General features: G+C 46.4%; 22 protein-coding genes. 10 read left to right on the top strand and 12 right to left on the bottom strand.

Features of this window, described 5'->3' with window-relative positions:
- Window positions 1–12: 12 nt before the first annotated feature.
- Together AC1RJL_RS09770 and AC1RJL_RS09775 are read left to right on the top strand one after the other, a co-directional pair.
- Entirely contained in the window at window positions 13–909 is an 897-nt protein-coding gene (locus AC1RJL_RS09770) for a hydroxymethylglutaryl-CoA lyase (RefSeq protein ID WP_492913362.1), read from the top strand.
- A gap of 137 nt (window positions 910–1,046) precedes the next feature.
- Window positions 1,047–1,340 carry a DUF2288 domain-containing protein gene (locus AC1RJL_RS09775; RefSeq protein ID WP_492913364.1) on the top strand — a complete coding sequence of 98 codons (294 nt, stop codon included), beginning with the start codon at window positions 1,047–1,049 and terminating at the stop codon, window positions 1,338–1,340.
- Between the two features lie 44 nt (window positions 1,341–1,384).
- On the opposite strand, the gene AC1RJL_RS09780 is transcribed toward AC1RJL_RS09775, so the two are convergent.
- Together AC1RJL_RS09780 and AC1RJL_RS09785 are read right to left on the bottom strand one after the other, a co-directional pair.
- Window positions 1,385–2,152 carry a TIGR03915 family putative DNA repair protein gene (locus AC1RJL_RS09780; RefSeq protein WP_492913366.1) on the bottom strand — a complete coding sequence of 256 codons (768 nt, stop codon included), beginning with the start codon at window positions 2,150–2,152 and terminating at the stop codon, window positions 1,385–1,387.
- A gap of 52 nt (window positions 2,153–2,204) precedes the next feature.
- A complete protein-coding gene (locus tag AC1RJL_RS09785; protein WP_492913368.1) occupies window positions 2,205–3,446 on the bottom strand; it encodes a putative DNA modification/repair radical SAM protein in 1,242 nt (413 codons plus the stop codon).
- Between the two features lie 184 nt (window positions 3,447–3,630).
- On the opposite strand from AC1RJL_RS09785, the gene AC1RJL_RS09790 reads away from it, so the two are divergent.
- From AC1RJL_RS09790 to AC1RJL_RS09800, 3 genes are read left to right on the top strand one after another with little or no spacing between them, the layout of a single operon-like run.
- A complete protein-coding gene (locus tag AC1RJL_RS09790; RefSeq protein ID WP_492913370.1) occupies window positions 3,631–4,077 on the top strand; it encodes a GNAT family N-acetyltransferase in 447 nt (148 codons plus the stop codon).
- Window positions 4,078–4,102: 25 nt separating this feature from the next.
- The gene (locus AC1RJL_RS09795; RefSeq protein WP_492913372.1) at window positions 4,103–4,522 is read left to right on the top strand and encodes a DUF6524 family protein; all 420 of its coding nucleotides are present in this window, start codon (window positions 4,103–4,105) and stop codon (window positions 4,520–4,522) included.
- Between the two features lie 20 nt (window positions 4,523–4,542).
- Window positions 4,543–4,869: a hypothetical protein gene (locus AC1RJL_RS09800; protein WP_492913374.1), complete on the top strand. Its 327-nt coding sequence runs from the start codon at window positions 4,543–4,545 to the stop codon at window positions 4,867–4,869.
- 92 nt (window positions 4,870–4,961) lie between these two features.
- Here AC1RJL_RS09800 and AC1RJL_RS09805 read toward each other — a convergent pair whose 3' ends face one another.
- From AC1RJL_RS09805 to rsmI, 10 genes are all read right to left on the bottom strand, one after another.
- Window positions 4,962–5,483 (bottom strand): rhomboid family intramembrane serine protease, encoded by a 522-nt coding sequence (locus AC1RJL_RS09805; protein ID WP_492913376.1) that lies wholly within the window; start codon window positions 5,481–5,483, stop codon window positions 4,962–4,964.
- A 55-nt stretch (window positions 5,484–5,538) separates the two neighbouring features.
- On the bottom strand, window positions 5,539–10,872 hold the full coding sequence (locus AC1RJL_RS09810) for a DNA repair ATPase (protein WP_492913378.1): 5,334 nt from the start codon (window positions 10,870–10,872) through the stop codon (window positions 5,539–5,541).
- An 86-nt stretch (window positions 10,873–10,958) separates the two neighbouring features.
- Window positions 10,959–12,947 carry a hypothetical protein gene (locus AC1RJL_RS09815; protein ID WP_492913380.1) on the bottom strand — a complete coding sequence of 663 codons (1,989 nt, stop codon included), beginning with the start codon at window positions 12,945–12,947 and terminating at the stop codon, window positions 10,959–10,961.
- A 37-nt stretch (window positions 12,948–12,984) separates the two neighbouring features.
- On the bottom strand, window positions 12,985–13,659 hold the full coding sequence (locus AC1RJL_RS09820) for a DUF1449 domain-containing protein (RefSeq protein WP_492913382.1): 675 nt from the start codon (window positions 13,657–13,659) through the stop codon (window positions 12,985–12,987).
- Between the two features lie 43 nt (window positions 13,660–13,702).
- Entirely contained in the window at window positions 13,703–14,398 is a 696-nt protein-coding gene (locus AC1RJL_RS09825; protein ID WP_492913384.1) for a PspA/IM30 family protein, read from the bottom strand.
- 47 nt (window positions 14,399–14,445) lie between these two features.
- Window positions 14,446–15,075 (bottom strand): YjfI family protein, encoded by a 630-nt coding sequence (locus AC1RJL_RS09830; protein ID WP_492913386.1) that lies wholly within the window; start codon window positions 15,073–15,075, stop codon window positions 14,446–14,448.
- A gap of 290 nt (window positions 15,076–15,365) precedes the next feature.
- Complete coding sequence (locus tag AC1RJL_RS09835; protein ID WP_492913388.1) at window positions 15,366–16,340, bottom strand: alpha/beta hydrolase; 975 nt, start codon at window positions 16,338–16,340, stop codon at window positions 15,366–15,368.
- On the bottom strand, window positions 16,276–16,857 hold the full coding sequence (gene smrA / locus AC1RJL_RS09840) for a DNA endonuclease SmrA (protein WP_492913391.1): 582 nt from the start codon (window positions 16,855–16,857) through the stop codon (window positions 16,276–16,278). Before smrA ends, AC1RJL_RS09835 begins: the two co-directional genes overlap by 65 nt.
- Before the next feature lie 91 nt (window positions 16,858–16,948).
- Window positions 16,949–18,013: a glycoside hydrolase family 43 protein gene (locus AC1RJL_RS09845; protein WP_492913393.1), complete on the bottom strand. Its 1,065-nt coding sequence runs from the start codon at window positions 18,011–18,013 to the stop codon at window positions 16,949–16,951.
- Between the two features lie 138 nt (window positions 18,014–18,151).
- Window positions 18,152–19,006 (bottom strand): 16S rRNA (cytidine(1402)-2'-O)-methyltransferase, encoded by an 855-nt coding sequence (gene rsmI / locus AC1RJL_RS09850; protein WP_492913395.1) that lies wholly within the window; start codon window positions 19,004–19,006, stop codon window positions 18,152–18,154.
- A 90-nt stretch (window positions 19,007–19,096) separates the two neighbouring features.
- Here rsmI and AC1RJL_RS09855 point away from each other — a divergent pair, with 90 nt between their 5' ends.
- The 5 genes from AC1RJL_RS09855 (at window position 19,097) to AC1RJL_RS09875 (ending at window position 23,506) form a co-directional block, all read left to right on the top strand.
- Entirely contained in the window at window positions 19,097–20,980 is a 1,884-nt protein-coding gene (locus AC1RJL_RS09855) for a penicillin-binding protein activator (protein WP_492913397.1), read from the top strand.
- Window positions 20,981–21,051: 71 nt separating this feature from the next.
- Window positions 21,052–21,459: a YraN family protein gene (locus AC1RJL_RS09860; protein WP_492913399.1), complete on the top strand. Its 408-nt coding sequence runs from the start codon at window positions 21,052–21,054 to the stop codon at window positions 21,457–21,459.
- 84 nt (window positions 21,460–21,543) lie between these two features.
- Window positions 21,544–22,128 (top strand): SIS domain-containing protein, encoded by a 585-nt coding sequence (locus tag AC1RJL_RS09865; protein WP_492913400.1) that lies wholly within the window; start codon window positions 21,544–21,546, stop codon window positions 22,126–22,128.
- Window positions 22,129–22,734, top strand: a complete 606-nt coding sequence (locus tag AC1RJL_RS09870) for a BON domain-containing protein (protein ID WP_492913402.1) — start codon at window positions 22,129–22,131, stop codon at window positions 22,732–22,734.
- A gap of 178 nt (window positions 22,735–22,912) precedes the next feature.
- Window positions 22,913–23,506, top strand: coding sequence for a LemA family protein (locus AC1RJL_RS09875; protein WP_492913404.1), 594 nt, complete (start codon window positions 22,913–22,915; stop codon window positions 23,504–23,506).
- The last annotated feature ends 122 nt before the right edge of the window (window positions 23,507–23,628 follow it).

Below are 23,628 nucleotides of genomic sequence, written 5' to 3' on the forward strand. Positions count from 1 at the left end.
AAAATTAATACCATGAATTTACCAAAAAAAGTTCGCATTGTTGAAGTTGGCCCGCGTGATGGTTTGCAAAATGAAAAGCAAGCGATTCCCACCTCAGCCAAAATCCAGTTAATTGAAAATCTCACCGATGCCGGCTTGACTTATATTGAGGCAGGCAGTTTTGTAAACCCGAAATGGGTGCCACAAATGGCAGACAGTGGCGATGTTTTTTCCAGCTTGTCACGCACACCCGGCGTGACCTATGCTGCGCTAACACCTAACCTGCATGGATACGAGCGCGCTATTGCAGTTAACGCTAATGAAGTCGCAATTTTTGCGGCAGCATCTGAAACCTTTAGTCAAAAAAATATTAACTGTTCAATCAATGAAAGTATCAAGCGATTTGAAACGTTGATTAATGCTGCCAAAGTGCAAAATATTCCCGTACGTGGTTATATTTCCTGCGTTGCAGGCTGCCCTTATTCCGGCGCAGTGGATACCGCAACGGTAGCCAGTATCGCCAGGGAATTATTGGCAATGGGTTGCTACGAAATTTCGCTGGGCGACACCATCGGCGTCGGCACAGCCGGACAAATAAAACAATTAATAGAAATTCTCGCACGTGATATTCCCATCGAAAAAATCGCTGTACATATGCACGATACTTACGGGCAAGCACTCGCTAATATTTATGCAGCACTGGAAATGGGTGTAAGCGTTGTAGACTCATCAGTTGCTGGATTAGGCGGCTGCCCTTATGCAGCAGGTGCAACGGGAAACGTGGCGACGGAAGATTTGGTTTATTTGTTAAATGGTTTGGGCATTGAACATGGTGTGAATTTGGAAAAATTAATCCATGCAGGAAATATCATTAGCACAGTATTAAATAAACCAACCAACTCAAAAGTCGCAAAGGCGATGAGCAAATAACTTAACCCCTTCCCTACTTGTCAGCGGGAGGAGCAACACATCACAGCTCCTTACGGCAGGGATTAAATGTCCCCTCCTCTTTTAAGCGGGGCGCGCAGCCGTGAGGGTTAGGGTGGGGTTAACAATCCGAGGTAACCATGACAAACGAAATCGAACAACAAATCAATTTGGAAACCGCACAAATCCACTGGTACGAACTCCAGCGATTTTTTGCGAGTGGCAATGCAATCGCCGTAGACCCTACTCTAGACTTAACGCACGTCGCCGCACAAATCGTTGCCGATAATGCCGCACAAATTAAAGCCTGGATGGATGCAGGATTGGTCGATGCAGTAAAAGATACCCAAGCGCAAACCTGGTACGAGCAAAATTCACTGGTTTGGGCAGTAGTTATAAAGCCTTGGGTTTTAATACAGCCGCTTAATAAATAGTGGTTTTATCAGATGTGATTGAGAGAGGAAATCATCCTTACAAGTCACAATTTTTCTGTCAGGTATTTCCAATAGCGCCGTGGCATGTGACGCAAATGCAATTTGGTGTTGTTTCGCTCACGAATATTGACCGCTTGAAAATAATTTTTCCACAGTGCCTGATATTCCCTCTCCCGCTCATCCTGAAACGAATCATCTTCAAGCGCGCTTGCGCTTATCGCGAATACAGGATCGTCCGGACTCACGAATAACATCTTCTCTTGATTGTAGTACAACCCGTAATGGCGCTTGGCATCGAATATTAGCCAATGCTGATTGGCGTAGCGTCGCTCAAAGTGACCGCCAATTAATGGCAACACATTAAAATCCGGATCGATGGCGGCATAAAAAAATCCATCACGACTTTTTTGAAAGCGCACAAAGGCGTGCATACGATGCACTTCGCGATGAATCATTTTCTCAATCTGGGCCGCTTTTAAAATAAAAGGATTGGCAAAATTTTCCAGTATAGTCTCGTCGCCATGCCGGATAATGGCCTGCACCACCTGATAAACCAACATTTCACTCAACGGTAATTCGGATAAAAATATCTTGTAGGCTAGCGCAGATGCAGATCCGTTGGTTCGCTCATCAATTCCTTTAAGCACACGTGCCGCCCAGTCTTCATGGGTAGCAATATGCCTGGCCGTATCCAGCAAGGTAAGTTGATGATTCTCTTCTGTGCTAATTGCTATCGGAGCTATGCGCTCTTTGAAGATAACAAAAATGCAGCTGAGCAAACCCTCATAACTACCATCATAAATAAATACCATGGTACTACCTAAAAAATCACCTAAAAAATCACCTAAAAAATTGCCTAAACAACTACCCAAACAAACCTAACTGCGCAGCGGCTGGCACCCTGTCACTGGCAATAATTGCCTGGCGTATGTTTTCTGCCTGAAAATTTCCCGGCTTAACTACCAAACCAGGACAGCTAATGAAATAGCGTGCCCGCTTCAATACCACGCCAATTTTTTTCAGATGATCCATATGCAAATGTTGATGGCGTCGGGAACTGACAATTTTCTGCGCCGATTTAACGCCGATACCGGGAACACGCAACACCATTTCATAATCGGCGCGGTTGATATCAACCGGAAATTTTTCCGGATGACGCAAGGCATAAGCCAGTTTGGGATCTATCTCAAGATCAAGATCCGGGTGTTTATCATCGACAATCTCATCGACAGCAAAACCGTAAAAACGCAGCAACCAATCTGCTTGATAAATACGGTTTTCACGAACCAGCGGTGGCGCTTTTAGATCCGGCATGCGATTGTCAGTTGCAATCGGCACGTAGCCGGAATAGTAAACCCGCTTCAACTTTTGTGTTCGATAAAGGCTATCGGCCAAATGCAGGATATGTCGGTCATTCTCTGGCGAAGCGCCTACAATCATCTGGGTGCTTTGACCTGCAGGTAAAAACAGTGGTGTATTTTTAATATGCGGCTTTTCATCAACGTATTTTTCTTTTGTGCTGCGCAAATAATTCATCGGGGTAATAATGTCGTTATAATTTTTTTCCGGCGCGACCTTTTGCAAACTGGCCTCAGAGGGAATTTCAATATTGACGCTAAGCCTGTCGGCATATAACCCCGCTTCATGCAATAACTCAGGACTCGCACCGGGAATCGCTTTTATATGGATATAGCCATTGAAATTATGTTGCGTACGCAATGCCCGCGCTACCCGCACCAAGCGCTCCATGGTGTAATCCGCGTTTTTAAAAATTCCCGAACTGAGAAACAAGCCTTCAATGTAATTGCGACGATAAAAATTAATCGTCAGATCAACAACATCTTCGACCGTAAATGCCGCGCGTTTGACATCATTACTACGCCGGCTGACACAGTAAGCACAATCGTAAATGCAATGATTGGTAAATAAGATCTTCAACAACGAAACACAACGGCCATCCTCAGTGTAACTATGGCAAATCCCCATGCCCTCTGCATTCCCCAACCCCTTGGTAGTATTCGCCCGCTTACTCCCACTGGAAGAGCAGGATGCATCATATTTGGCAGCATCAGAGAGGATGCGGAGTTTTTCAAGGATAGTACTCATGGTGGCGATGCCAAGTAAAAGACATCCAATAATACTGTATGCAAATACAGTATTGCAACAATATCGCAAGATCGCCCCCTTATGCAAAAACCATTGCTTGACGCGCAAACAATGGCTTTGATAAAACCTGCAGGATTAATACTGAACCCGGAACATTAAAGCCGGACTCATTAAGGAGAGAATTATGCGAACAATCCGCCGCGCGCAGGCAGCCGATGCCGACGCCATTAACAATCTTTACAGCGAGCTGAATACGTTATCAACGCCGACTGTTTTACCGGAGCGTATTGCGACGATAGCCAAGAGTGAGCACACCCATCTATTAGTGTGCGATGATGATGGCGATGTACTTGCAACCGCCCTGCTCTGCCTGTGCCAGGATGTCATGTTCGGCAACCAGCCTTTTGCACTGGTAGAAAATGTGGCGGTCAATGCGGATTACAAGCGTGAGGGTATCGGTAAAAGCATGATGGACTACATCGAAGCTTTTTGCCTGGAGCAAGATTGTTCCAAAATTATCTTGCAAACCAGCAGCGAGAATCGCGATGCACGTGACTTTTACACCGCCATGGGTTACGACCCGGATGCAAAAATTGGCTTTATAAAATATCGCCGTTATTTTTCACAATAATTTAAATCATCAAAGGAAATTCTTTATGAACCTAACCAGCTCCGGTGTTGCACTACGATTTCTCTTCGCACTTTTACTGGTACTGCTCAGTTACAATCCAAGCGGCTATTCGTATTTTCATTGGCTGTACCGCAGTTTTGATCTCGAACATATCACCCCTTATGTAGTCATAGCAGGAATTATCCTGCTAATCGGCTGGGGCATTTATCTCAAGGCCACATTAAATTCACTTGGACTGGTAGGCATTATCGCGTTGGCAGCGCTTTTCGCCTGTTTGGTTTGGCTGTTTATTTATTGGGGCTTCCTCAGGGTTGATAATATATCGGCAATCGCCTGGGTAATTGAAATATTGTTAGCCGCACTGCTTGCAGTAGGCATGTGCTGGTCCCATTTCACCCGCCGCATGAGCGGACAAGTGGATGTGGATGAAATCGAACAAAAGTAAATTAATTCTTGGAGAGAGATATGCTGGACAAGATGAAAGACCTCGGCTCGCAAGCGCTGATAAAAACGAATGAAACTATTGAAGCCGTCACTGCTTCTGTAACCAGCGGTGTTGATACTTTAAATGAAAAAGCAGTGCGGGCTTCCACAGCACAGATGTACAGGGTTTTGGAGATTGCTCTGGAAGAATTAAAAAAACGTCCTTTAGCAGACCAGCCACTTTCATTGACCTCAACCGTCAATGTTGGAGTGGCTTCGCTGGAATTGCAGATCCATTTGAATCAGGGCCCAGCGCAAACTTCGACGCCCTCCCTGGAGCAAACTATTGCCAGTCTTGATGAGAAATAAGCTTTGGTTGGGTTTAGAATCTGCTAATGTCGCAACCAACCAATCTTCCAACTCTTACTGATGCATATATAAAATTCCTGAATAAAAATCAATTAACTGCGGCGATCTTTTGCCATAGCCGGTGTTAACCTGGTTTGCACATACGCGCACAGTACACCTGCGATAGCGCCGAATAAATGTGATTCAAATGAAATACGTGGATCTGTCGGTAGGACGCTGTAAAGCATTCCGCCGTAAAAGAATGCGACCAATATCGCCAGAAGAATATTGAGCAGACGACGCTCAAACCAGGCAGTTGCGATTAACAGACTCCATAAACCAAAAATCCAGCCGCTTGCCCCTATGTGCAATGCACTACGAGCAAATAGCCATACCAATAAACCGGTCATGGTGATGATAAAAAAGCTGCTCCACAAATAGCGCCGCAAGGAATGCACGAAGAGCAAGCTACTAAAGATGAAAAAGCCGACAAGGTTATTCAATAAGTGTCTGATATCGCCGTGGAGAAATGGCGCGACATAAATGCCAGGCAAGGATTCCAAATGACGCGGAACTATACCAAAAGAAAACAGCCACCCATTTAATAGCAGATTAACAATATGTACGACGACCATCAGCCCACAGAATCCAAATAAGACCCTGAATTTAGTTGATAGTCGTCGCATAATATTAACTATTCGCTTCCGGTTCTGTGGGTGATGCTTTCGGCTTTTTCTTCGATAACAATTCGCTTTGCAGCATTTTTAACTGGTTAGCTACTTGCTCAATTTTTTCGTGATTACGCAAATCAATATCCAGTTTTTTATCCATATTACGCACCAGCGGCACCAGCGATCCCTCAAGTGTATCTGCCAATACTTTCAGAACTTTATCCAACCCCGGCAGTGGCAGGTTAATCACCTCCACGTTCGGAGCAACAGGTGCAAGTGAGCGCTCAAGCCGGGTCGATGATGCAGAAATCGCCTCAATTAACTCGCGGTTACCCGCTGCATTATCGACAACAGTTTGATTGTTAGCAGCGCTCGCCAACTTATTGATTCCTTCAACCATATCAGCCAATTGCACAACTACTTTCGCACCGGTATCAGCAGAATCACCACCCAAGGCTTTATTGCGCAGGAAATCCTTTTTAATTTGCATCCAGCGATTTTTTTGTTCATCGGTCATATTGCCGCGTAACTCTGCCAATTTGAGCAGATTACTTTCCGCGCCAGTAGTGAGCATTTGCGCCTCACCCAGGTAATGGTCAGCAATCATTTGCATCAGCTCGGCATCATTCATTACAGCTGAAATTTTTTCAGCCATTTTGTTCATGTTGCGATAACTACCCTGCAACTTGAATGAAGGCTCGATACGATATTTATCATCTTGCGCAGCAGAGGCAATATATTGTTGGTTGATTTTTAAAACCACTTGCTGTATCGCAAAGAGTTTTTTCATTACACCAACAATTTCATTTACTTCTGCACCCGAGTACTGGTGACTCAAATCCGTTGTGGCAACTTCTTCCCCTTTTGCCATGGCAACAAACTTATACACATCCTGCATATCGCGCAGTGCTAAAGGAGCCAGTACTGAATTTGAGGTGAGCGAGTTTTCGATATAACTCAACGCAAACTGCTCTTCCATGCCTCCGAGAATATCACCAAGGTTATAAATATCGGCGCGGTTTGCCAGCATATCCGGCACTTTAAATGCCTCACCAGATTCCGTGTATGGGTTACCTGCCATGCAAACGCAGAACTTTTTGCCACGCATATCGTAGGTTTTGGTTTGGCCTTTCCACACACCTTCGATTCGACGCGTACCATCACACAGGGAAATAAATTTTTGCAGAAATTCTGCATTCGTGTGCTGGATATCATCCAGATACAACATCACGTTATTGCCCATTTCTAACGCAAGATTAAGCTTTACCAATTCCTGCCGCGCAGTGGCATTGGGCGCTTGTTCCGGATCGAGAGAAAGCACATCGTGGCCCAACGATGGACAATTGATTTTCATAAAAATCAATCCCAAGCGATTGGCCGCATATTCCATTAATGTGGTTTTACCGTAGCCAGGAGGTGAAATCATCATCAGCATACCCATCAAATCGGTACGTTTGCTTGCGCCCAATGCACCCATTTGTTTTGCAAGGTTATCACCGATAATCGGTAGGTACGATTCATTAACCAAACGGTTACGCACAAATGAACTAAGTGGTTTCGCCTTGAATTCGTGCACGCGCAAAGCTTTGCGCTCCTGCTCGATAATTTGCTGACGCACCGATAAAAACCGTTGAAATTCAGGGACTACTACCTGGCGATGATGAGCGAGGCGGTACACAAATGAGTCAACTGAAAATGCAAGCGTGCGACCAATAATAAGCGGATGCTCACCCAACAAATCGGTAACCTGTAACTCCAGCTCCACCTCAGTAAAACGGCGATCCAATCGCTGGTCGCTGTTGAGTAACGCAACCGCTTCTGGAATGTAGTGTTGTAATTTTTTTATATGCGCGATGTCATCACTATTATTTTTTAACAGCGCTTGCAGCCAGGCTGTTGCAAAATTCCAGCGATCTGAAGGCCAGCCCACCATTTCCGCGGAGACATCTTGATAATGCCGCCAAGTCGCATCATCAAGTGATTTTTTCAGTGTCTCCACTAACTCAACGGCATATTTGCTGGTGATAAATTCCGTACGCTCACGCGCTAATTCTTCTACCAGATACTCAGCAGCACGCTGTATATCAAGAGCATTAACCGGCAATGGATTTTGGGCAATGAAGTCATTAAATGTTGCAACAATTTCATCAATCAACATTTGCAATGCATCACGGCTCGCAAATAACCGCTGCATATGTTTTGCAGAGGCAGCACGATCTTTCCAGGTTTCGTAAGACAGCGATGTATCCTGCGATTTGGATTTACTGGCAAAGCCCTCCAGGTTTGCCCAAAACACTTGTGCCAGTGCGCGGGACAGAGGATCAAAGCGCAACAAGTCAGCGCGATCCATTGCTGGCACCAATGCTTTCAGGATCAACAATGCATCCTGATCATGAATCCCTTTTTGATAACCCTCTTTGTAGCGCGGAGCGGAAAAATCGCGCACGATTTTTGCCAGCTTTTCATCATCAACCAAGGCTTCATGCAAAAGATCATGCGTTAACCCTTGAGTCTGATTCTCAGCCGCATCGATAATCAATGCAGCTAAATATTCCGCACGATAAACCTGCGATGTTTCTGACTCCAGCGAAATTGCCCAGTATTCACGCAATGCCAACAGCTCGGCGTGCTCAACCGGTGCGTAATAATCGGTACCGGTCAGATGGAAATTTAAAATGTTTTCACGTGGAATAATGGTGAGATCCAGCTCTTGGGTATTGACACTGAACTTGTGCCTGGGTCCCAGCTTGATAACATTCCCACCCTCTTCAAAGATGTCGCTTTTATCACGCAGTGCACGCAATGCCTGACCTTTAATCGCTTTGAAACGCGCATCGATATCATCGGCCTTGACGGCATTATCCAGCGCTTTTAATTGATTGGTCAGATCACCGACTTTCAACACCAACGCATCCGATGCGAAATAGGTATTTAACTCTTCCAATACTGAAATCGATAACGAGCGCTTTTCAATGCTCGCAAGAATACGCGCGGCAGCATCAATAATGCTTTGCGCTTTTTTCTGGCGCTCATCCAGCAGACGTTGCTTATGTTCCTGGAAACTTTCGTAAATTTCCTCGCGTTTGGCGATGATATCGGCAAGAAACTGATCGTACTCGCTGAACTGTCCTTCCAGTTCTTCCAGCCTAACCAGTGATTTGGATAATTGCTCATCGCACCGTTCCGGTGTTGTCGCCAAACCCAAAGCATGGGAAATACTTTGCGAAAACAATTTGAATTGCGCACCGAACTGTGCCACTGCTTCTGCCGAGCCAAAGTTTTTCTGCTTATGCCTGGCGTTGGCGCGGCTCTGGTTCAGCCTGGCATAGACTTCAGAAATAGAATCGACAATACGCGTGCGCAAAGTCGCATCATCTACTTTCAAGGTTCCCATTAGTTCAGACAATAAATCCAAACCCGTTGCAGTTTTTTCAATTACCTCAATGATGGGCGTGATAGCTGCATTGGTTTCCGTTTTATCAACCTGCCGGTTAAGCTCATCTAATTTGGTATGGTAGGGCGCAAGTGATTTGTCGGTAGCAAGGAAAGCCAGGGTTTGCTCACTCAGAACCGTATTTGCATCCAGCAATTGCTGATCAAGCACCGCAATACGCGCCTGATCTATGTAGCGAAATTCCTTAATGGTTGCCAATTGGCCGCGCTGTTTACGCAAGCGCGTCAGAGCATCTACATATTCCTCAGCAGCTTCCCAATTTTCCGGACGCAGTGATTGCAGAATAGCCTGTTGTTCCGCTTCCGCCTCTTGCATTGCTTTGGCGGATTGCTGGCGGATCGATTCGACTTTTTCAAATTCGTCTATAACCAATTCGGCCGTAGTAGAAATTTCTTTTAATACATCAGCTATTGCACGTGTTTCACTTTCGCTCAGCCAGTAATAGCTATCAAAAATTTTCCTGGCAGACAGGCTTAACTCTTCGTAAAGCCGAACACTGACAGATTGATTGTTGATAATGCGGGTGATGCTGTAAAAATCCGAAATACCACGCACTAATTCATTGTTGCCAATGCGGCCATAAAAATTCTGCCGTGGCGGTGCCTTGCTGGCAAACTCCGCACTCACATAAGGTGTTTCCCATATCTGCATTGGATGCACACGGGTAGGTTCTGACTCTGCTGAGAAAATAACAATATCGCCATTATCAGCCATGGCGTAGCCACTGCCATAAATCGGGTTCTGTAGTTTCTTTTCAATTAAATTGTATGCCAGCAGCGATACCATTCCCGCTGCCGGTTCATAAAACACAAACAACACATCCTCGCCATTCGGCGAACGGATCATGCGTTTGAAGCGAAAATTATCAGAATTTTCTGCAAATATTTTGTGTTCCCCGGTATTTAGATAATAACCACCGGGGAAGATAATGCCGTGATTTTCCGGCAGCTGGACGCAGGACTGCCCGATTTGGTCAATCCGCAGCACCTGCTGGGTTAGGGTGTTGAATATGAGATGGCGCCACTGCTCTTCGCGATAAGGACGAATGCGCAATAAAATAAGACTACCCACTGCCGCATAGAAAATACTGGCATCATCCAGAGACTGGGTTTTATCTTCCACTTCTTCGCTGTAAATTCCCTGGCCGTCCTCAGTATTATTTTCAATTTTAATGGTGAGGTCACCATTAACAGCTTCTACAAAGATTTTATCCATAATGTTTAAGTGCGGATGCCGGCCATGCACAGAGTTTTCGCGCGTAACCGCAACCCACTCAAAATCAAACGCAGGCGGCAACTGGATATCGCGCTCACCACGATTATCGATGTAGATAACCGTTTTTCCATCGGGCGATACCGACCAGCGAAATACGCGGATATCATCCAATCGCTCGCCAATCTGGAATCCAGCCAACAATTTTCCATTGTTAACAGTCAGCGCAACTATGCGGGTATTTTTGTAATAGCGATACAGCTCATCAAAATCGTTGATAAAGCTTTGTTCGGTGAGAAAAGTTCCTGCAAGGCTAATAGGTTCCAGCTCAATGCCCGAGTCGCTGGTCTTTCTGACAAATAACGAAAAAACATCTTCAATTTTGGTTTCTTTTTTTAAACCAATGAAAACGTTGTAGCCGAACAGCAGGTGTTCGCCTACCTGAACAATATCGCGCGGGATGCAATTGTTTTCCGTGCGCACACGAACACGCGCAATCACGCTCATCGCCGAACTGCCAAATTCAGCAAGGCGCGCTTCATTCAGCTGACGCACATTTGCAGTTAGCGTTTGCCCTTGGTCGAGCAGGCGCTTGCGAATAATTTCATAAGCACCACCTTCCGCGACCGCATTATCAACAATAGTATTGGAATCATTCTGCAAAGCAGTAGAATTTTGCTGCACCATGCCTTTTTCCTTTTTAGTTCAGCAATAGAAGTGAATTGCGCAGCGCTACTAATAACGCTACGCAACTATTGGATAAGAGTGAGAAATTAACCCACTACTTCTGCCACTTCAGCCTTCTCCACTTTTTCCGGGGCGACAGAGGGTTTATTTACAAAGCGTTCCAACACCGCTTGAATCACCCCACTTTTACTCGCAAGACCGTCAATCGCTTTGCCAATCGAGAGCGATTTGGCAAAGTTATCAAAGAACTGCGCTTCGCCACCGACGATATCGATATGGGCTTTCTGCAAAGCGATTGCCAAAATTTCTGCATTTTCTTTGGCAATTTCTTTTCCTGCTGCAATACCTGCCAACGTTTCTTTCAGTGCAGTTTCCAAGCCCATACGGAATTCTTCATGCTCACGCGCTTTATCGCTCATAGCATTCATGGCTTCAAATTTCTCTACCAAGCCATCAGCTTCTGCTTTGAACTGTTCGCGAGTAACATCTGCACCGGCCAAACCAATTTCTTTTTTCGCACCCGCTTCCGATGTTCCTTTGGTCGCAATGACCTCTGCTTCCGCTGAACCTTTAGCGGTAATCACTTCTGCTTCTGCTTTACCTGCGTCTGCATGCGCAGCGCCTTTCGCACGAATCACGCTGGCTTCTGCAATACCCTCTTTCTCAAGCGCGCCCGCTTTCGCTTCCTGCACTTTTGCGTCGGCAAGACCAGGTGCAGCACGCTCCGCCTGAATACCCTCAGCCAGTTTTTTCATAGCTTCAGCTTCTTTGGAGGATGCCTCCAGCTTGGCTTGCGCCATGGTCATAATTTCTGACGCTTTGTGCCTGGCAGACAACTCTTCTGCTTCTGCTGCCTTCACTTGTTTGACTTTAATTTCTTCTGCCGTCGCTTCAGCAGCCAATACTTGCACTTGTTTCCTACGGTCCGCATCAGAAACTTCACGCACTTCTTTAATACGCTCTTCTTCAATAGCGACTGTCTTATCAACAACCACACGCTCGCGAATCACATTGGCAATTTCTTTCTTCTGCACTTCGATAGCCTTGTCTGCCTCGATCGTTTGTAGCTCTACTTCACGCTTGCGCGAGACAATCTCCAAGTCACGGGCACGAGTGACTTTCTCTTCTTCAATTGCTACAGCACGCAAACGATTTTGTGCAGCCACGTCTATCTCACGCTGTTGATTTTCGGTTTGCACTGCAAGATCCTGTGCAACTTGAATTGCCGTCTGCTCGTATTTGCGACGCTCCTCCTGCTGTACCTTTTTCGTTTCTGCCTCTTCGCGCGCCTGAATCGTAGCAATTTCACGTTTTTGACGTGCTTCAGCATCGGCCTGCTGACGCTCCAACGCCAACATCGCCTCAGTAGTTTCTACGTTTTTCTTTTTGATCGCCAGCTCTTCATCACGCTCCAAAATATTGGTGCGAACATTTTGAGCAGCAGTTAACTCAGTAATCTTTTTAATGCCTTCTGCATCAAGGATATTATTGGGGTCGAGCGATGACTTTGGCGTTTGCTCAATGTAATCAATCGCAACGTCTTCCAGCACGTAGCCGTTAAGGTCGTCACCAATCACCTGAATGATTTTTTCACGGAATTCGAGGCGGTTCTCGAATAACTGAATAAATTCAATCTGTTTACCGACGGTCTTTAACGCCTCGGAGAATTTTGCAGCAAACAACAGATCGATTGCTTCGCGATCTGACGCGCGCTCGGCACCAATCGCTTTCGCTACCCGCAGTACATCTTCCGGCGTTTCATTAACGCGCAGATAAAAAGCCACGGTTATATCGGCACGCATATTATCTTTACAAATTAAACCATCGCGTCCGCGACGATCTACATCCATAGTAATCAATGAGATATTCATCAATTCCTTTTTATGGATAATGGGATAGACCAACGCGCCAGTAAAATGTACTTTAGGTGTGGAACTCATATCATTGACGATAAGCGCTGTACCCTGTGCAACCTTGTGGTAGAACGCTTTGAATAATCCGGCCAACCCAATTAAAAATAAAAACACGACACCAATGACGGTGATTACAGGTGTAGCCATTGCAGTTTCGAACATTCTATTGCTCCTTTTGACCCTGTTGATTTCTTAAAATTTATTCGCTGGTTTTACCCAGAAATTCTTCTTCCGCTACCACTCGATACACATTGGTATTGGCTATGTATTCCAACAACACTACTTTATCGCCACGCGCGAAAACCTGATCACCGACCGCACGCACTTTCAATATCAGCCCCGCACCACCATCATCGAGGGCGGCCTCACCGAAGCCACTATCAACACGCGATGAGCGTACGATAGCTGTTTGCCCCAACACTTTCTTCTGCATATTCTGCTCTGTTTTCGAAAATAATTTCCGTAAAGGCTTAATTACTTGCGCAGTAATGAGCACTGCAATATAAAGCGATGTAAAAATAATGGGTAAACCTACAACAAAACGCAGCCATCCATGCCCAAACAATGTAAGGAAAAAATAGCTGGCATAATAACTAAGTAACCAACCAAATAATGCGATAAGCGATATCACAATCGTTACAGGCACGCCATTCAAACCCAAACGCATTAACAGACCTGCAAATGATTCTCCAAGTGAATGATCATTGTGGGAATTGAGACTCATGTGTCCATCGAGATGCGTGAGATCGACATCTAACGCATCCACTTCAAATAAGCCAAAAGCGGCACAAATCCAATAAAGAATTGCAATTCCCAATACAATGGTAAACACAACTGTCGGGAAATTAAAAATAGTTAGTAAAAAATCGTTCATCCCTTATTACTCACGCTAGTGGTGATTGGGAAATCACCCAATATTACTCGGGTGATTTTTTATTTTTAATGCGCGCCAAAATATCATCCGCTGATGAACCTGATGTGGTGATGCCCGCCGCTTCTAACCTGGACTTTAGCGATTCATCACCCGTCGTCTTTGCCAATTCACCAGCTGCTTTAATTTGGGCATCTTTTAATGCTTGACGCTCTTTAATTCGTTCCAGCGATTCCATAGCGGTACGCATTTTTGAATCAGAGCCACTGTGGCGCTCAGCTACCGCTACCTGTGCCTTCTGCACATTTTCGGTCGCTTTTACCGTATCCACTTGCTGCTTCAATCGTTTGATGTTCTTTTCTGCCTGATTAATCGCTGCACGCAATTGCTCTACGCTGTGAGCAAAATTTTGCGCTGACTCTTGCTCCATGGTGAGATTGTTTTCAAATCCGGCAATATGTTCAGCAACTTCGTGCGCAAGCTTTTCATCGCCTTTCTCAAGCGCTTTCAGTGCATAACCTTCATGCTCTTCAATCGATTTCTGTAGCAACTTGCACTTTTCTTCCGCCAATTTTTGGCGCGCCATAATTTCAGCCAAACTGTCTTTTGAGCGCTTCAATTCCTCACCAGCATCGCGTACTTCCTGATCGAGAATACGCAGCGCCTGACTATCCACCACCGCTTCGCCCGCTTCGTTTACACCACCGCGCAAGGCAGTAATCATTTTTGCCCAGATATTCATAGTGATTTACCTTTGTTTGTTGCGAGGCCGTTTATTCCAGCACCCGGTTAGTTAATTAAAAATTCACCGTAAGCTTCAGTCGCCTGGATTACATTGGATGCAAGCATTTCAATTTCGAACACCACATCATGCAAGCTGGATGCAGAGCTCAATGCACCGAACATGTGGTAACAATCATCACCATCCAATTTATCGAGACTGATATTGGAAAGCGGAAAATATTTGTGTGTACGCAATACCGTCTCATTAAAGAGTACCGGGTTGTTCACCTCCGATACCGACCAGAGCATAGACTCCACTACGATTTGCTCACCGGATACGGTGAGAAAAATGGGTAAATCACCATATTCATTCATAACGATATGCAATGCTGGTGACACCCCATCGATCAACTCCAGATCAGCACGATTCGTAGCAAACAGGTCAGCAGAGGCTAGCGCCTCGTAGAGACTTGCAGTGGTCCAACGATTAACAATATCTGTCATTCGACTTTCTCCTTTAACTTGCGATAACCCACTGGAAACAACCTGTTTTGCAGACTCCCGCAACTCCAGCTCAAACAGCGCCAAGCGCCGTGCGTTCTCAGGGAGAATCCAGACCTCTTTTTTAACCAGACCCTGTTCTCGCAAGCGGCTGCGGTATTCACGCTGATAATGTGCTGATGATTTTTTCTGCATGGAGCCAACATTAAGACATTACATGTAATAAATCAATTATTACATGTAACAAACAAGGAATACTAATAAACATTAGTAATTAATTGATTTATATAGTTATTTTTTAAATACACCATTATAGGCATCATTAAAATTTAATGAACCAAGAGAAAATTTGGCACTTCAATGAAGAAATGTTCTAAGAAGGGATTCCGGGCAAGAACTGCAAGGCCGTTCAGATAAGGCGCGGTAAAGATCAATTATTTGCCGGGCCAGCCTCTGCGAGCTGACCCGGCATCGGGTTATTCCGGTTAATTCGCCCGCCCTTTTATCTCAAGCTCCAAGCCACCGGGACCATCCGGCATTTTGGCTTTCCATATCCAAATCAAGCCGCGAGCGTAGCCTTCACTTTTTACTCCCGCATGATCGAGACCTTCCATGCCGTAATTTAGCAATTCAAGCCCTTTATATTTGCGCGCAGCTATTTGCTTTTGGAAACTGATAATAGGATCCAAAAACGGCTTGTACTCGACAGATCCGTAGGAAATAAACATACGACCGTTTAATGTTTTATTCCGCTTGGCGTATTCATTATCCAACCGGGCAAGTGCGCCATTATCCCAAAGCGCTGCCGGACTTATGGCAATATAGCCCGAGAAAAAATCAGGGGATTTATAGGCGGTACTAATAGTAAATAAACCACCGAGAGAACTACCAGCCAAAACACGGTCAGTTTTTTCACCACGGTATTTTGTTTCAATTAGAGGTGCGACTTCTTTTTGAATAAAATCCAAAAATAATTGCCCTTTTCCTGAGTCCTCTTCTGCTGCGGTAAATGTGTAATCAATTCTTCGCTCTTTACCGTAATTTGTTGAAGACGGATAAGACAAGCCGACCATAATAAATTCAGGAATATCCCGGTCATAAAACAGATTGCCGTAGGTGGATACCAATGAAGGGGTATCCCAATATGCATCGAGATAATAGAGAACCGGGTATTTTTTATCAGGGCTAGTGGCATAACTGGCAGGATAAACAATCACCAACTCGTGATCCCTGCCGGTGTTTTTTGAATGGATGGGAATGATTTCGGTATTTTGCAAAACGAATTGTTTATTCGCTGGTTGCCCAAAAGCGGAGGACGTTAATGCGAACATGAAAACCACTGCCAGTAAAAATGTATTACGCATATTATTTTCCTTTGTCATCAATGTATTGTTGCTAAGGTTTGTTATACAGCTCCCAGGTTTCCTGCTTTTTCTTCTCGCTCTTACGCAACAAAACATAAGTCGCACCTACCCAGCCGTGCCGTTTTTGCGCCGAGTGAAAGGCAAGCACCTCGTCTAATTGCGGCAACCAGTGAGCAATACAACTTTTCAGTTGCGCCGGCTGCTCGCGCCCTTCGCCTTTGCCATGAGTGACAAGGGCGCAGCGGATGTCGTGGGTCATGCAATCTTTTATAAATTGGAAAACGGCCGTGCGCGCCTGATCGACTGTCATATTGTGCAGGTCGAGACGTGCATCGATTTGGTATTTACCCATCCGCAAGCTGCGGTAAACTCCATTCTGCACACCGTCGCGCTTGAATTCGATTACCGAGAGCGGGTCGAGCGGCTCAATGTATTCGCCCGACAGGAAGTTTTTATCTTTCTCCAATTCAGCCATAGCCGCTTTGCGGCGGGTTTCCACACTGGTTTTATCCCGATGAGGGGACGCCAAGGCGACCTTTTCTTCCACCTTGATGGGTTTTACATCCTTCATTTGTTGAAGGAAAAGATCGGCATCGGGTGTTTTATTGGACATACAAATATCTAATCATTAAAAGGAAAGTATAAATTGTGAAGGATTTGCAGCTGCCCCGCCAGCATCGAGCGTATTTTCCTGAGTAAGCAACCTAGTTCCTGACCGGTATTGGCCGGGCAGGAACACCTTCGCTAGTCATTTTTACCGGCTTTATAAATCCTGCCTTATCGAAGTACAAACGCTCGATTGCCACTTCGCGATGATTGCCCTCATTGGCGGTGAGTGGGCGACGGTGATAAGCGATATACCACTCCTCTGTACCCGGCAATTTTAATAACGAGTGATGACCGGCCCCTTTGGCGATACTCATATCCTGCTGTAAAATTTTTCCGATTCGTTTGAATGGCCCTGCCGGACTACTGCCAATTGCGTAAGCAACACTGTACTCAGGACCGGTCCAATCACCTTCTGACCACATCAAATAATATTTTCCATCGCGCTTAATAACAAAAGAACCTTCAACATAATGTTCAGGCGTAATCTCTTTATAGAGTTCCCCATCCTCGAATGGAATTATGCTGAGTAAATCCGCGCTAAGGCGAGCGATATTACAGTGACCCCAACCGCCGTAATAGAGGTAATACTGGCCATCGTCATCATGGAAAATAAATTGGTCGATGGGCTGGGCGCCGTTGTGAATTTTTCCGATTAGAGGCTTGCCCAATGCATCAACAAATGGACCTTCAGGTTTATCACTTACTGCAACACCGATACCGCCAAGTTGCGAATCATTCAAAATGTTATTGGCGCTAAAGAAAAAATAATATTTGCCGTTGACGGCAACCATTGATGGAGCCCAAAGCGCATAGGCGGCCCAGGAAATATTTTTTACTTCCAACACCTTATTGTGTTTTTTCCAATTCACCAGATCGGGCGATGAAAAAGCATCAAAAAAAGTTTGCGTAAGAAAGGGAGGATAAACAGCTTTTTCAGCGCGCATTTGCTGCTGTAATGGCGAGAATTGCACGACGGGATCGGCAGTAGTTTGATCGCCGGAGTGAGTGGGATAAATCCAATATTGGTTATCAAAAATGACCAGCTCAGGGTCCGCATACCAACCGGGGACAACCGGATTGCCGGACAAATGCGCCTCCTTGTGCTGGCAGCCCATCAATACATTGGCAAATCCCAGCACAAGCAACATTAAACGAAACATACCCGGCCCCGGCGATTAATAATAAGTTTTCCATGTTACTCGCCGGCAATGTTTACTACTGTTAATTTTCATTAACAGGACTGAGCGCATTAATTATTTGTTAGTAGTTTTTCTCGAAAAGTAAAATTCGATGCCGAATCACTCACTTTCCTGCAGCGCCCAATCATATAAGAAATTTTTCTTCAATCCGGTCAGCTTTGCGCCGAGTGCAGCGGCTTGTTTGACTGGCAAGTCATCCAGCAAAATCCGCATTACCCGCATTTGCTCGGGCGTCATAGCTTCATTTTCCGGTTTGGATGCACCGTGCACCAACAGCACTATCTCGCCGCGCTGCTGGTTGCTATCGCCTGCCACCCATTGCGCCAGTTCACCGACTTTATCGCCTTTGATGGTTTCAAAAGTTTTAGTCAGCTCGCGTGCCATCACCACTTCCCGTTCGGGGCCAAACACCTGCGCCATATCCTGCAGGGTTTCCAGAATACGGTGTGGTGCCTCGTAGAAAATCAGGGTGCGGGAATCGCCAGCCAGGGATTCCAATTGGGCGCAACGCGCGACTTGTTTGGCGGGCAAAAAACCTTCAAAAGCAAACCGGTCAGAGGGTAAACCAGCGGCGCTTAAGGCGACGGTCATGGCGCAAGCGCCAGGAATAGGTACGACTTGTACACCAGCCTGACGGGCGTTGCGTACCAGCCGGTAACCGGGATCAGACACCAGCGGCGTACCAGCATCCGAAATAAGGGCAATAGATTCGCCAGCTAACAGACGATTAACCAACTGGGTTGTACGCTGCTCATCGCTGTGATCATGGTAGGCGATGCAGGGAGTTTTGATGTCAAAATGGGATAACAGTCGGGAACTGTGTCGCGTATCCTCAGCGGCGATCAGTGCTACCGTTTGTAGTGTTTCCACTGCTCGCGGTACCATATCGCCCAGATTGCCAATCGGAGTCGCCACGACATAAAGAATGCCTTGGTGGGAGGCTATTGTTGTCATACCGGATTCCGAAAAAAGTTAAATCCAAGCCGGGTTGCGATAACCCGGATCTGAAATGTTCATTATCACAGCTGGTTTTACGAGGTTTTCATGCCGATACGGCCATTTGCGCGCAACTTATCGACCAATACCCTGACCACCCTGCTCGTTTCTGCGCTGGTATTTGGTCTGGTGAGTTGTAGTAGTACCCCGCCCCAATCCGGCACACGGGACCAGACACCCGCTAAAACCCAGACGGTAAAAGTGAATCCCGGTAAGCTGCTGGAGCAGGCCAAACAGAGTCAATCGCCCGAGCGGGAAAACCTGATCCTGCAAGCAGCACAAGCCTATATCGATACCGGCAAATTCAACCTGGCGCGCGATCTGCTGGCCGATATGAAGCCGGACTCACTCAATGATCAAGCCTACATCAAGTACACCGATGTGCTCAGCACATTGGCCCTGCAAGAGAAGGCCAACTTTGTAGCGCACGGCATTCTAACCAAGCCGCGCCTGGAACAACAATGGCAAGCGATGGAGCCGGACCTTGAAATCGCCCTGCGCGAAAAACGCGCGCAAGTGTTTAGCTTGCTCGGCGAAGCAAAAAACGGGATTAATGAGCGTATCCAACTCGCAGTGTTGCTCGGCAAAAAACCACAGCAAGCCAATCAGGATGCGCTCTGGAAAGATCTGATGAGCCTTCCCTATAACGAGTTACTGGCACTCGCGCAAACTGAACAGGGCGATGTTGCACGCGGTTGGTATAACCTCGCCGCAATTAATAAAAATAACCAGATCGATCTGGAGCAACAGCGCCAACAATTGCAAGGCTGGCTGCAGCAGTGGCGCCAACATCCAGCACACGGCAATCTGCCCAACGATTTGCGCGTGCTGCAAACATTGATCGACAAACAACCAAAACAAATTGCCTTATTACTGCCTATGCAAGGCAAATTGGCGGAAGCGGGCGAAGCCGTACGCGATGGTTTTTTTGCCGCGTATTTCCAGGCGTTGGGCAATGGCCTCCACACGCCGGAAGTGCGTCAGTATGACAGCAGCGGCGATGCGATTAGCGCTTACCAACAAGCCATCGCTGACGGCGCTGATTTGGTTATCGGTCCTATCGATAAAGAAAAAGTCACCGAGTTAAGTTTAATGCCGAGCCTGCAAGTGCCGGTGCTGTCGCTCAATTATCCCGATGCACCGCCTGCCGAACGACTTAAAGGTTTTTATCAATTTGGTTTAGCGGTGGAGGACGAAGCGCGCCAGGTTGCCCGCCAGGCATTCCTGGAAGGACATCGTCAGGCAATGGTGATTATTCCTTCGCAAGAGTGGAGCGAACGCAGCGCGCGCGCATTTACTGAAGAGTGGGAAAGTTTAGGCGGAATCGTTGTCAACCGTTCGCAATTCCAAGCCGGTACCAATTATTCCAACCTGGTTAAAGATGCGATGCTAATCGAACAAAGCCAGGTTCGCTCACGTGAATTACAGGAAATGCTGGGCATTAAATTGGAAACATTACCGCGCAGCCGCAGCGATGTGGATATGATTTTTTTGATTGCCGATCCAGCGCAAGCGCGTCAAATAAAACCGACATTTGCATTTCATTATGCGGGGAAAATTCCGGTGTATTCAACCAGCCAGGTTTACTCCGGCCAACCTAATCCCAAAGCAGATCGCGATTTAAATGGTGTGCGTTTTAATACCATGCCCTGGTTGTTCGACACCAGTAGCAGCGAGAAACAAGCCGTTGCACAACATACAAAATCCGCTGCTGTTTATGGCCGCTTACACGCGCTGGGCGCCGATGCATTTCGTCTGTATGCACGTTTACCACAACTGGAACAAGTGCCCGACATGCGTATTTATGGTGCGACCGGCGCATTGCATCTGCTTGCTGATGGACGCATCGAGCGCGAGCAAATCTGGGTGCGCTTCCGCAACGGTGAAGCCCAACCACTCCCGATGGTGATCAACGAAAATGATGTCCAATAACATGATGATCGATAAGTATCGCTAACGCACAAGGGAACAATCAATCCATAAAAAAAGAGAAGGAAAATAGGGTGTTTCAAAAAAACAAGGATGTCGGAACAGCTGCCAGCACCACAATCGCAATTGGTGCCAATGCAGAAGCGCAAGCCGAGGCATTTTTACATGAGCAAGGATTGGTCACCTGCACAAAAAATTACCGTTGCAAACTGGGCGAAATCGACCTGATCATGCTGCAAAAAACCGCGCGGGGAACCACCTTTGTCTTTGTTGAAGTACGTCTGCGCACCAATAAGCGCTTTGCCCCGGCTGTGGAGACAGTGGATTATCGCAAACAGCAAAAAATTATCCGCACCGCCACCCGCTTTTTACAGGAGCAGCGGCTATTTGATAAAGTCGGCTGTCGTTTTGATGTGGTAGCATTGGATCAAACCGGCACTGCCCCACCCATTCAATGGATTCAAAATGCGTTTGGCGCCTAGCTATTATTTTTTTGATGGATTAACGGGCTGCCCACGAATTTTGCTCACCGAAGATCGGTTTACCAAACACTAAGTTGAATTGCTATGGACCAACGCGTCATCACCCTGTTTCATGAAAGTATCGAAGCAAAAATGCATGCGGGCGAAGAACTTGCCCCACTCATTGCACAAGCTAGCCAAGTCATTGTCCACGCACTGCTGAGCGAGAAAAAAATCCTCACTTGCGGCAATGGTATTTCTGCCGCCCAGGCACAAATTTTTACTGCCAGCCTGATTAACCGTTTTGAGCAAGAGCGCCCGAGCTTGCCGTCCATTAACCTCGGCGCTGACTTCACCACCCAAACGGCAATTGGCAGCGACTATAGTTTTAACGATATTTATGCAAAACAAATTCGCTCGTTAGGGCAATCCGGCGATGTGCTAATACTGCTCACCAGCACGGGCAAAGCGAGTAATTTGTTGCAGGCAATCAGTGCCGCGCATGATAAAGAGATGGAAGTGATCGCATTGACCGCCGGCGATGGTGGCGATGTCGCAGCACTGCTCGATCATCGCGATGTGGAACTTCGCGTGCCTTCTATGGCCAAACCCCGTATCCACGAGATCCACCTGCTGAGTATTTTTTGTTTGTGTGATTTGATCGACCAGCAATTGTTTGGAGGGTTTTAAATGTTCAATGCCAGTCAATTTATCCCGCGCCTGACTCGGTTGGGCACATTACTGGCAACGACATTGATACTAACGACAATATTGGTTGGCTGCGCCAAAATTATCACCGTCACTACCAGTGAGCCGGTGCAAATCAGTCCCAACAAACGCACCTTCGGCACCAGGATTAATGACCAGCAGTTGGAAACCTACGCCCGCGTTAATCTTAATAAAGCGAGTACACAACTCGAAGATGCGCATATCAATATCGACAGTTTTAACGGCATAGTGCTGTTGACCGGGCAAGTTCCCGATGAGCAGTTACGCAATCTCGCCGGTGATACAGTCGCCAAAATAAATTCCATTCGCCAGGTGCACAATGAATTAGTAGCACGCCCTTCCACCGATTTCCAAGTGCGCAGCAAAGACAGTTGGATCAGTACTAAAATCAAAACCAAATTGGTCGCCAGCAGCATTCAAAGCCGTCGCATTCGTATCATCACCGAAGCGCAAACCGTATTTTTAATGGGACTGGTCACGCGTTATGAAGCCGACCGCATTACCGATGTGGCAAAAAATACTGGCGGCGTACAACAGGTAGTCAAGGTGTTTGAATACATCGATTAACCACTCCAACCTCTCTTTCAATCCGGCTTATCACCATCCATTTATTGACGCTTATCACCCAACTGGTATTCTGCATACATCCTGCTAGTATCATGCGCAGCACAGGTTCGTTTTTATTGAACCGATTCGATAAGAAGCGCAGCAGATTCATACATCCCTCACGCAAAGGAAACACACTATGATTTCTTCCATCATTTTTCTGGTGATTATTGCAGCGCTGGTGTTTTACGTGATCGGGATTTACAACCAATTGGTTGCGCTGAAAAACCGTTTTGAAAACGCGTTTTCACAAATTGAAGTCCAGTTAAAACGCCGTTATGACCTGATTCCAAACCTGGTTGAAACCGCCAAAGGCTATATCAAACACGAACGCGAAACACTGGAAGCGGTAATCAGTGCGCGAAACCAGGCGATGAATGGATTGCAAGCAGCGGCGGCGAATCCTGGTAGTGCAGCAGCGATGAGCGAACTCGCCGGCGCAGAAAGTTTACTGACCAGTGCACTGGGTCGCCTGAACGTGGTGATGGAAGCTTATCCTGATTTGAAAGCCTCACAAAATATGATGCAGGTATCGGAAGAGTTAACCAGCACAGAAAACAAAGTGGCATTTGCCCGTCAGGCATTTAACGATGCCGTCACAGCGTACAACACCTATAAACAAAGTTTTCCGCCCGTTTTATTTGCCAAAAGTTTCGGCCACACCAACGATGCCAGTTTGTTGGTATTCGCCGACAGCGCCGAAATCCAGGCTGCACCCAAAGTGCAGTTCTAACAATAAATCCTCCCGCGGGCGAGCCGTTGGTGGATTATCCGGAAAGTCTTCCTTCTATATATAGAAGGAAGACTTTAAGTCTGGATAACGACATGCACAAATATCCCAGGCAACGGCTTCAA

This window comes from Cellvibrio sp. GW822-FHT04B05 (assembly GCF_058800985.1).

Excerpts from the sequence above, each read along its gene's own strand:
- AC1RJL_RS09875 (WP_492913404.1), top strand. The coding sequence starts at position 22,913 with ATGATTTCTTCCATCATTTTTCTGGTGATTATTGCAGCGCTGGTGTTT.
- AC1RJL_RS09805 (WP_492913376.1), bottom strand. The coding sequence starts at position 5,483 with ATGGTCGTCGTACATATTGTTAATCTGCTATTAAATGGGTGGCTGTTT.
- AC1RJL_RS09820 (WP_492913382.1), bottom strand. The coding sequence starts at position 13,659 with ATGAACGATTTTTTACTAACTATTTTTAATTTCCCGACAGTTGTGTTT.
- smrA (WP_492913391.1), bottom strand. The coding sequence starts at position 16,857 with ATGTCCAATAAAACACCCGATGCCGATCTTTTCCTTCAACAAATGAAG.
- AC1RJL_RS09775 (WP_492913364.1), top strand. The coding sequence starts at position 1,047 with ATGACAAACGAAATCGAACAACAAATCAATTTGGAAACCGCACAAATC.
- AC1RJL_RS09835 (WP_492913388.1), bottom strand. The coding sequence starts at position 16,340 with ATGTTTTGTTGCGTAAGAGCGAGAAGAAAAAGCAGGAAACCTGGGAGC.
- AC1RJL_RS09865 (WP_492913400.1), top strand. The coding sequence starts at position 21,544 with ATGGACCAACGCGTCATCACCCTGTTTCATGAAAGTATCGAAGCAAAA.
- AC1RJL_RS09815 (WP_492913380.1), bottom strand. The coding sequence starts at position 12,947 with ATGTTCGAAACTGCAATGGCTACACCTGTAATCACCGTCATTGGTGTC.
- AC1RJL_RS09855 (WP_492913397.1), top strand. The coding sequence starts at position 19,097 with ATGCCGATACGGCCATTTGCGCGCAACTTATCGACCAATACCCTGACC.
- AC1RJL_RS09845 (WP_492913393.1), bottom strand. The coding sequence starts at position 18,013 with ATGTTTCGTTTAATGTTGCTTGTGCTGGGATTTGCCAATGTATTGATG.
- AC1RJL_RS09830 (WP_492913386.1), bottom strand. The coding sequence starts at position 15,075 with ATGCAGAAAAAATCATCAGCACATTATCAGCGTGAATACCGCAGCCGC.
- AC1RJL_RS09795 (WP_492913372.1), top strand. The coding sequence starts at position 4,103 with ATGAACCTAACCAGCTCCGGTGTTGCACTACGATTTCTCTTCGCACTT.
- AC1RJL_RS09780 (WP_492913366.1), bottom strand. The coding sequence starts at position 2,152 with ATGGTATTTATTTATGATGGTAGTTATGAGGGTTTGCTCAGCTGCATT.
- AC1RJL_RS09770 (WP_492913362.1), top strand. The coding sequence starts at position 13 with ATGAATTTACCAAAAAAAGTTCGCATTGTTGAAGTTGGCCCGCGTGAT.
- AC1RJL_RS09810 (WP_492913378.1), bottom strand. The coding sequence starts at position 10,872 with ATGGTGCAGCAAAATTCTACTGCTTTGCAGAATGATTCCAATACTATT.
- rsmI (WP_492913395.1), bottom strand. The coding sequence starts at position 19,006 with ATGACAACAATAGCCTCCCACCAAGGCATTCTTTATGTCGTGGCGACT.
- AC1RJL_RS09790 (WP_492913370.1), top strand. The coding sequence starts at position 3,631 with ATGCGAACAATCCGCCGCGCGCAGGCAGCCGATGCCGACGCCATTAAC.
- AC1RJL_RS09825 (WP_492913384.1), bottom strand. The coding sequence starts at position 14,398 with ATGAATATCTGGGCAAAAATGATTACTGCCTTGCGCGGTGGTGTAAAC.
- AC1RJL_RS09800 (WP_492913374.1), top strand. The coding sequence starts at position 4,543 with ATGCTGGACAAGATGAAAGACCTCGGCTCGCAAGCGCTGATAAAAACG.
- AC1RJL_RS09870 (WP_492913402.1), top strand. The coding sequence starts at position 22,129 with ATGTTCAATGCCAGTCAATTTATCCCGCGCCTGACTCGGTTGGGCACA.
- AC1RJL_RS09785 (WP_492913368.1), bottom strand. The coding sequence starts at position 3,446 with ATGAGTACTATCCTTGAAAAACTCCGCATCCTCTCTGATGCTGCCAAA.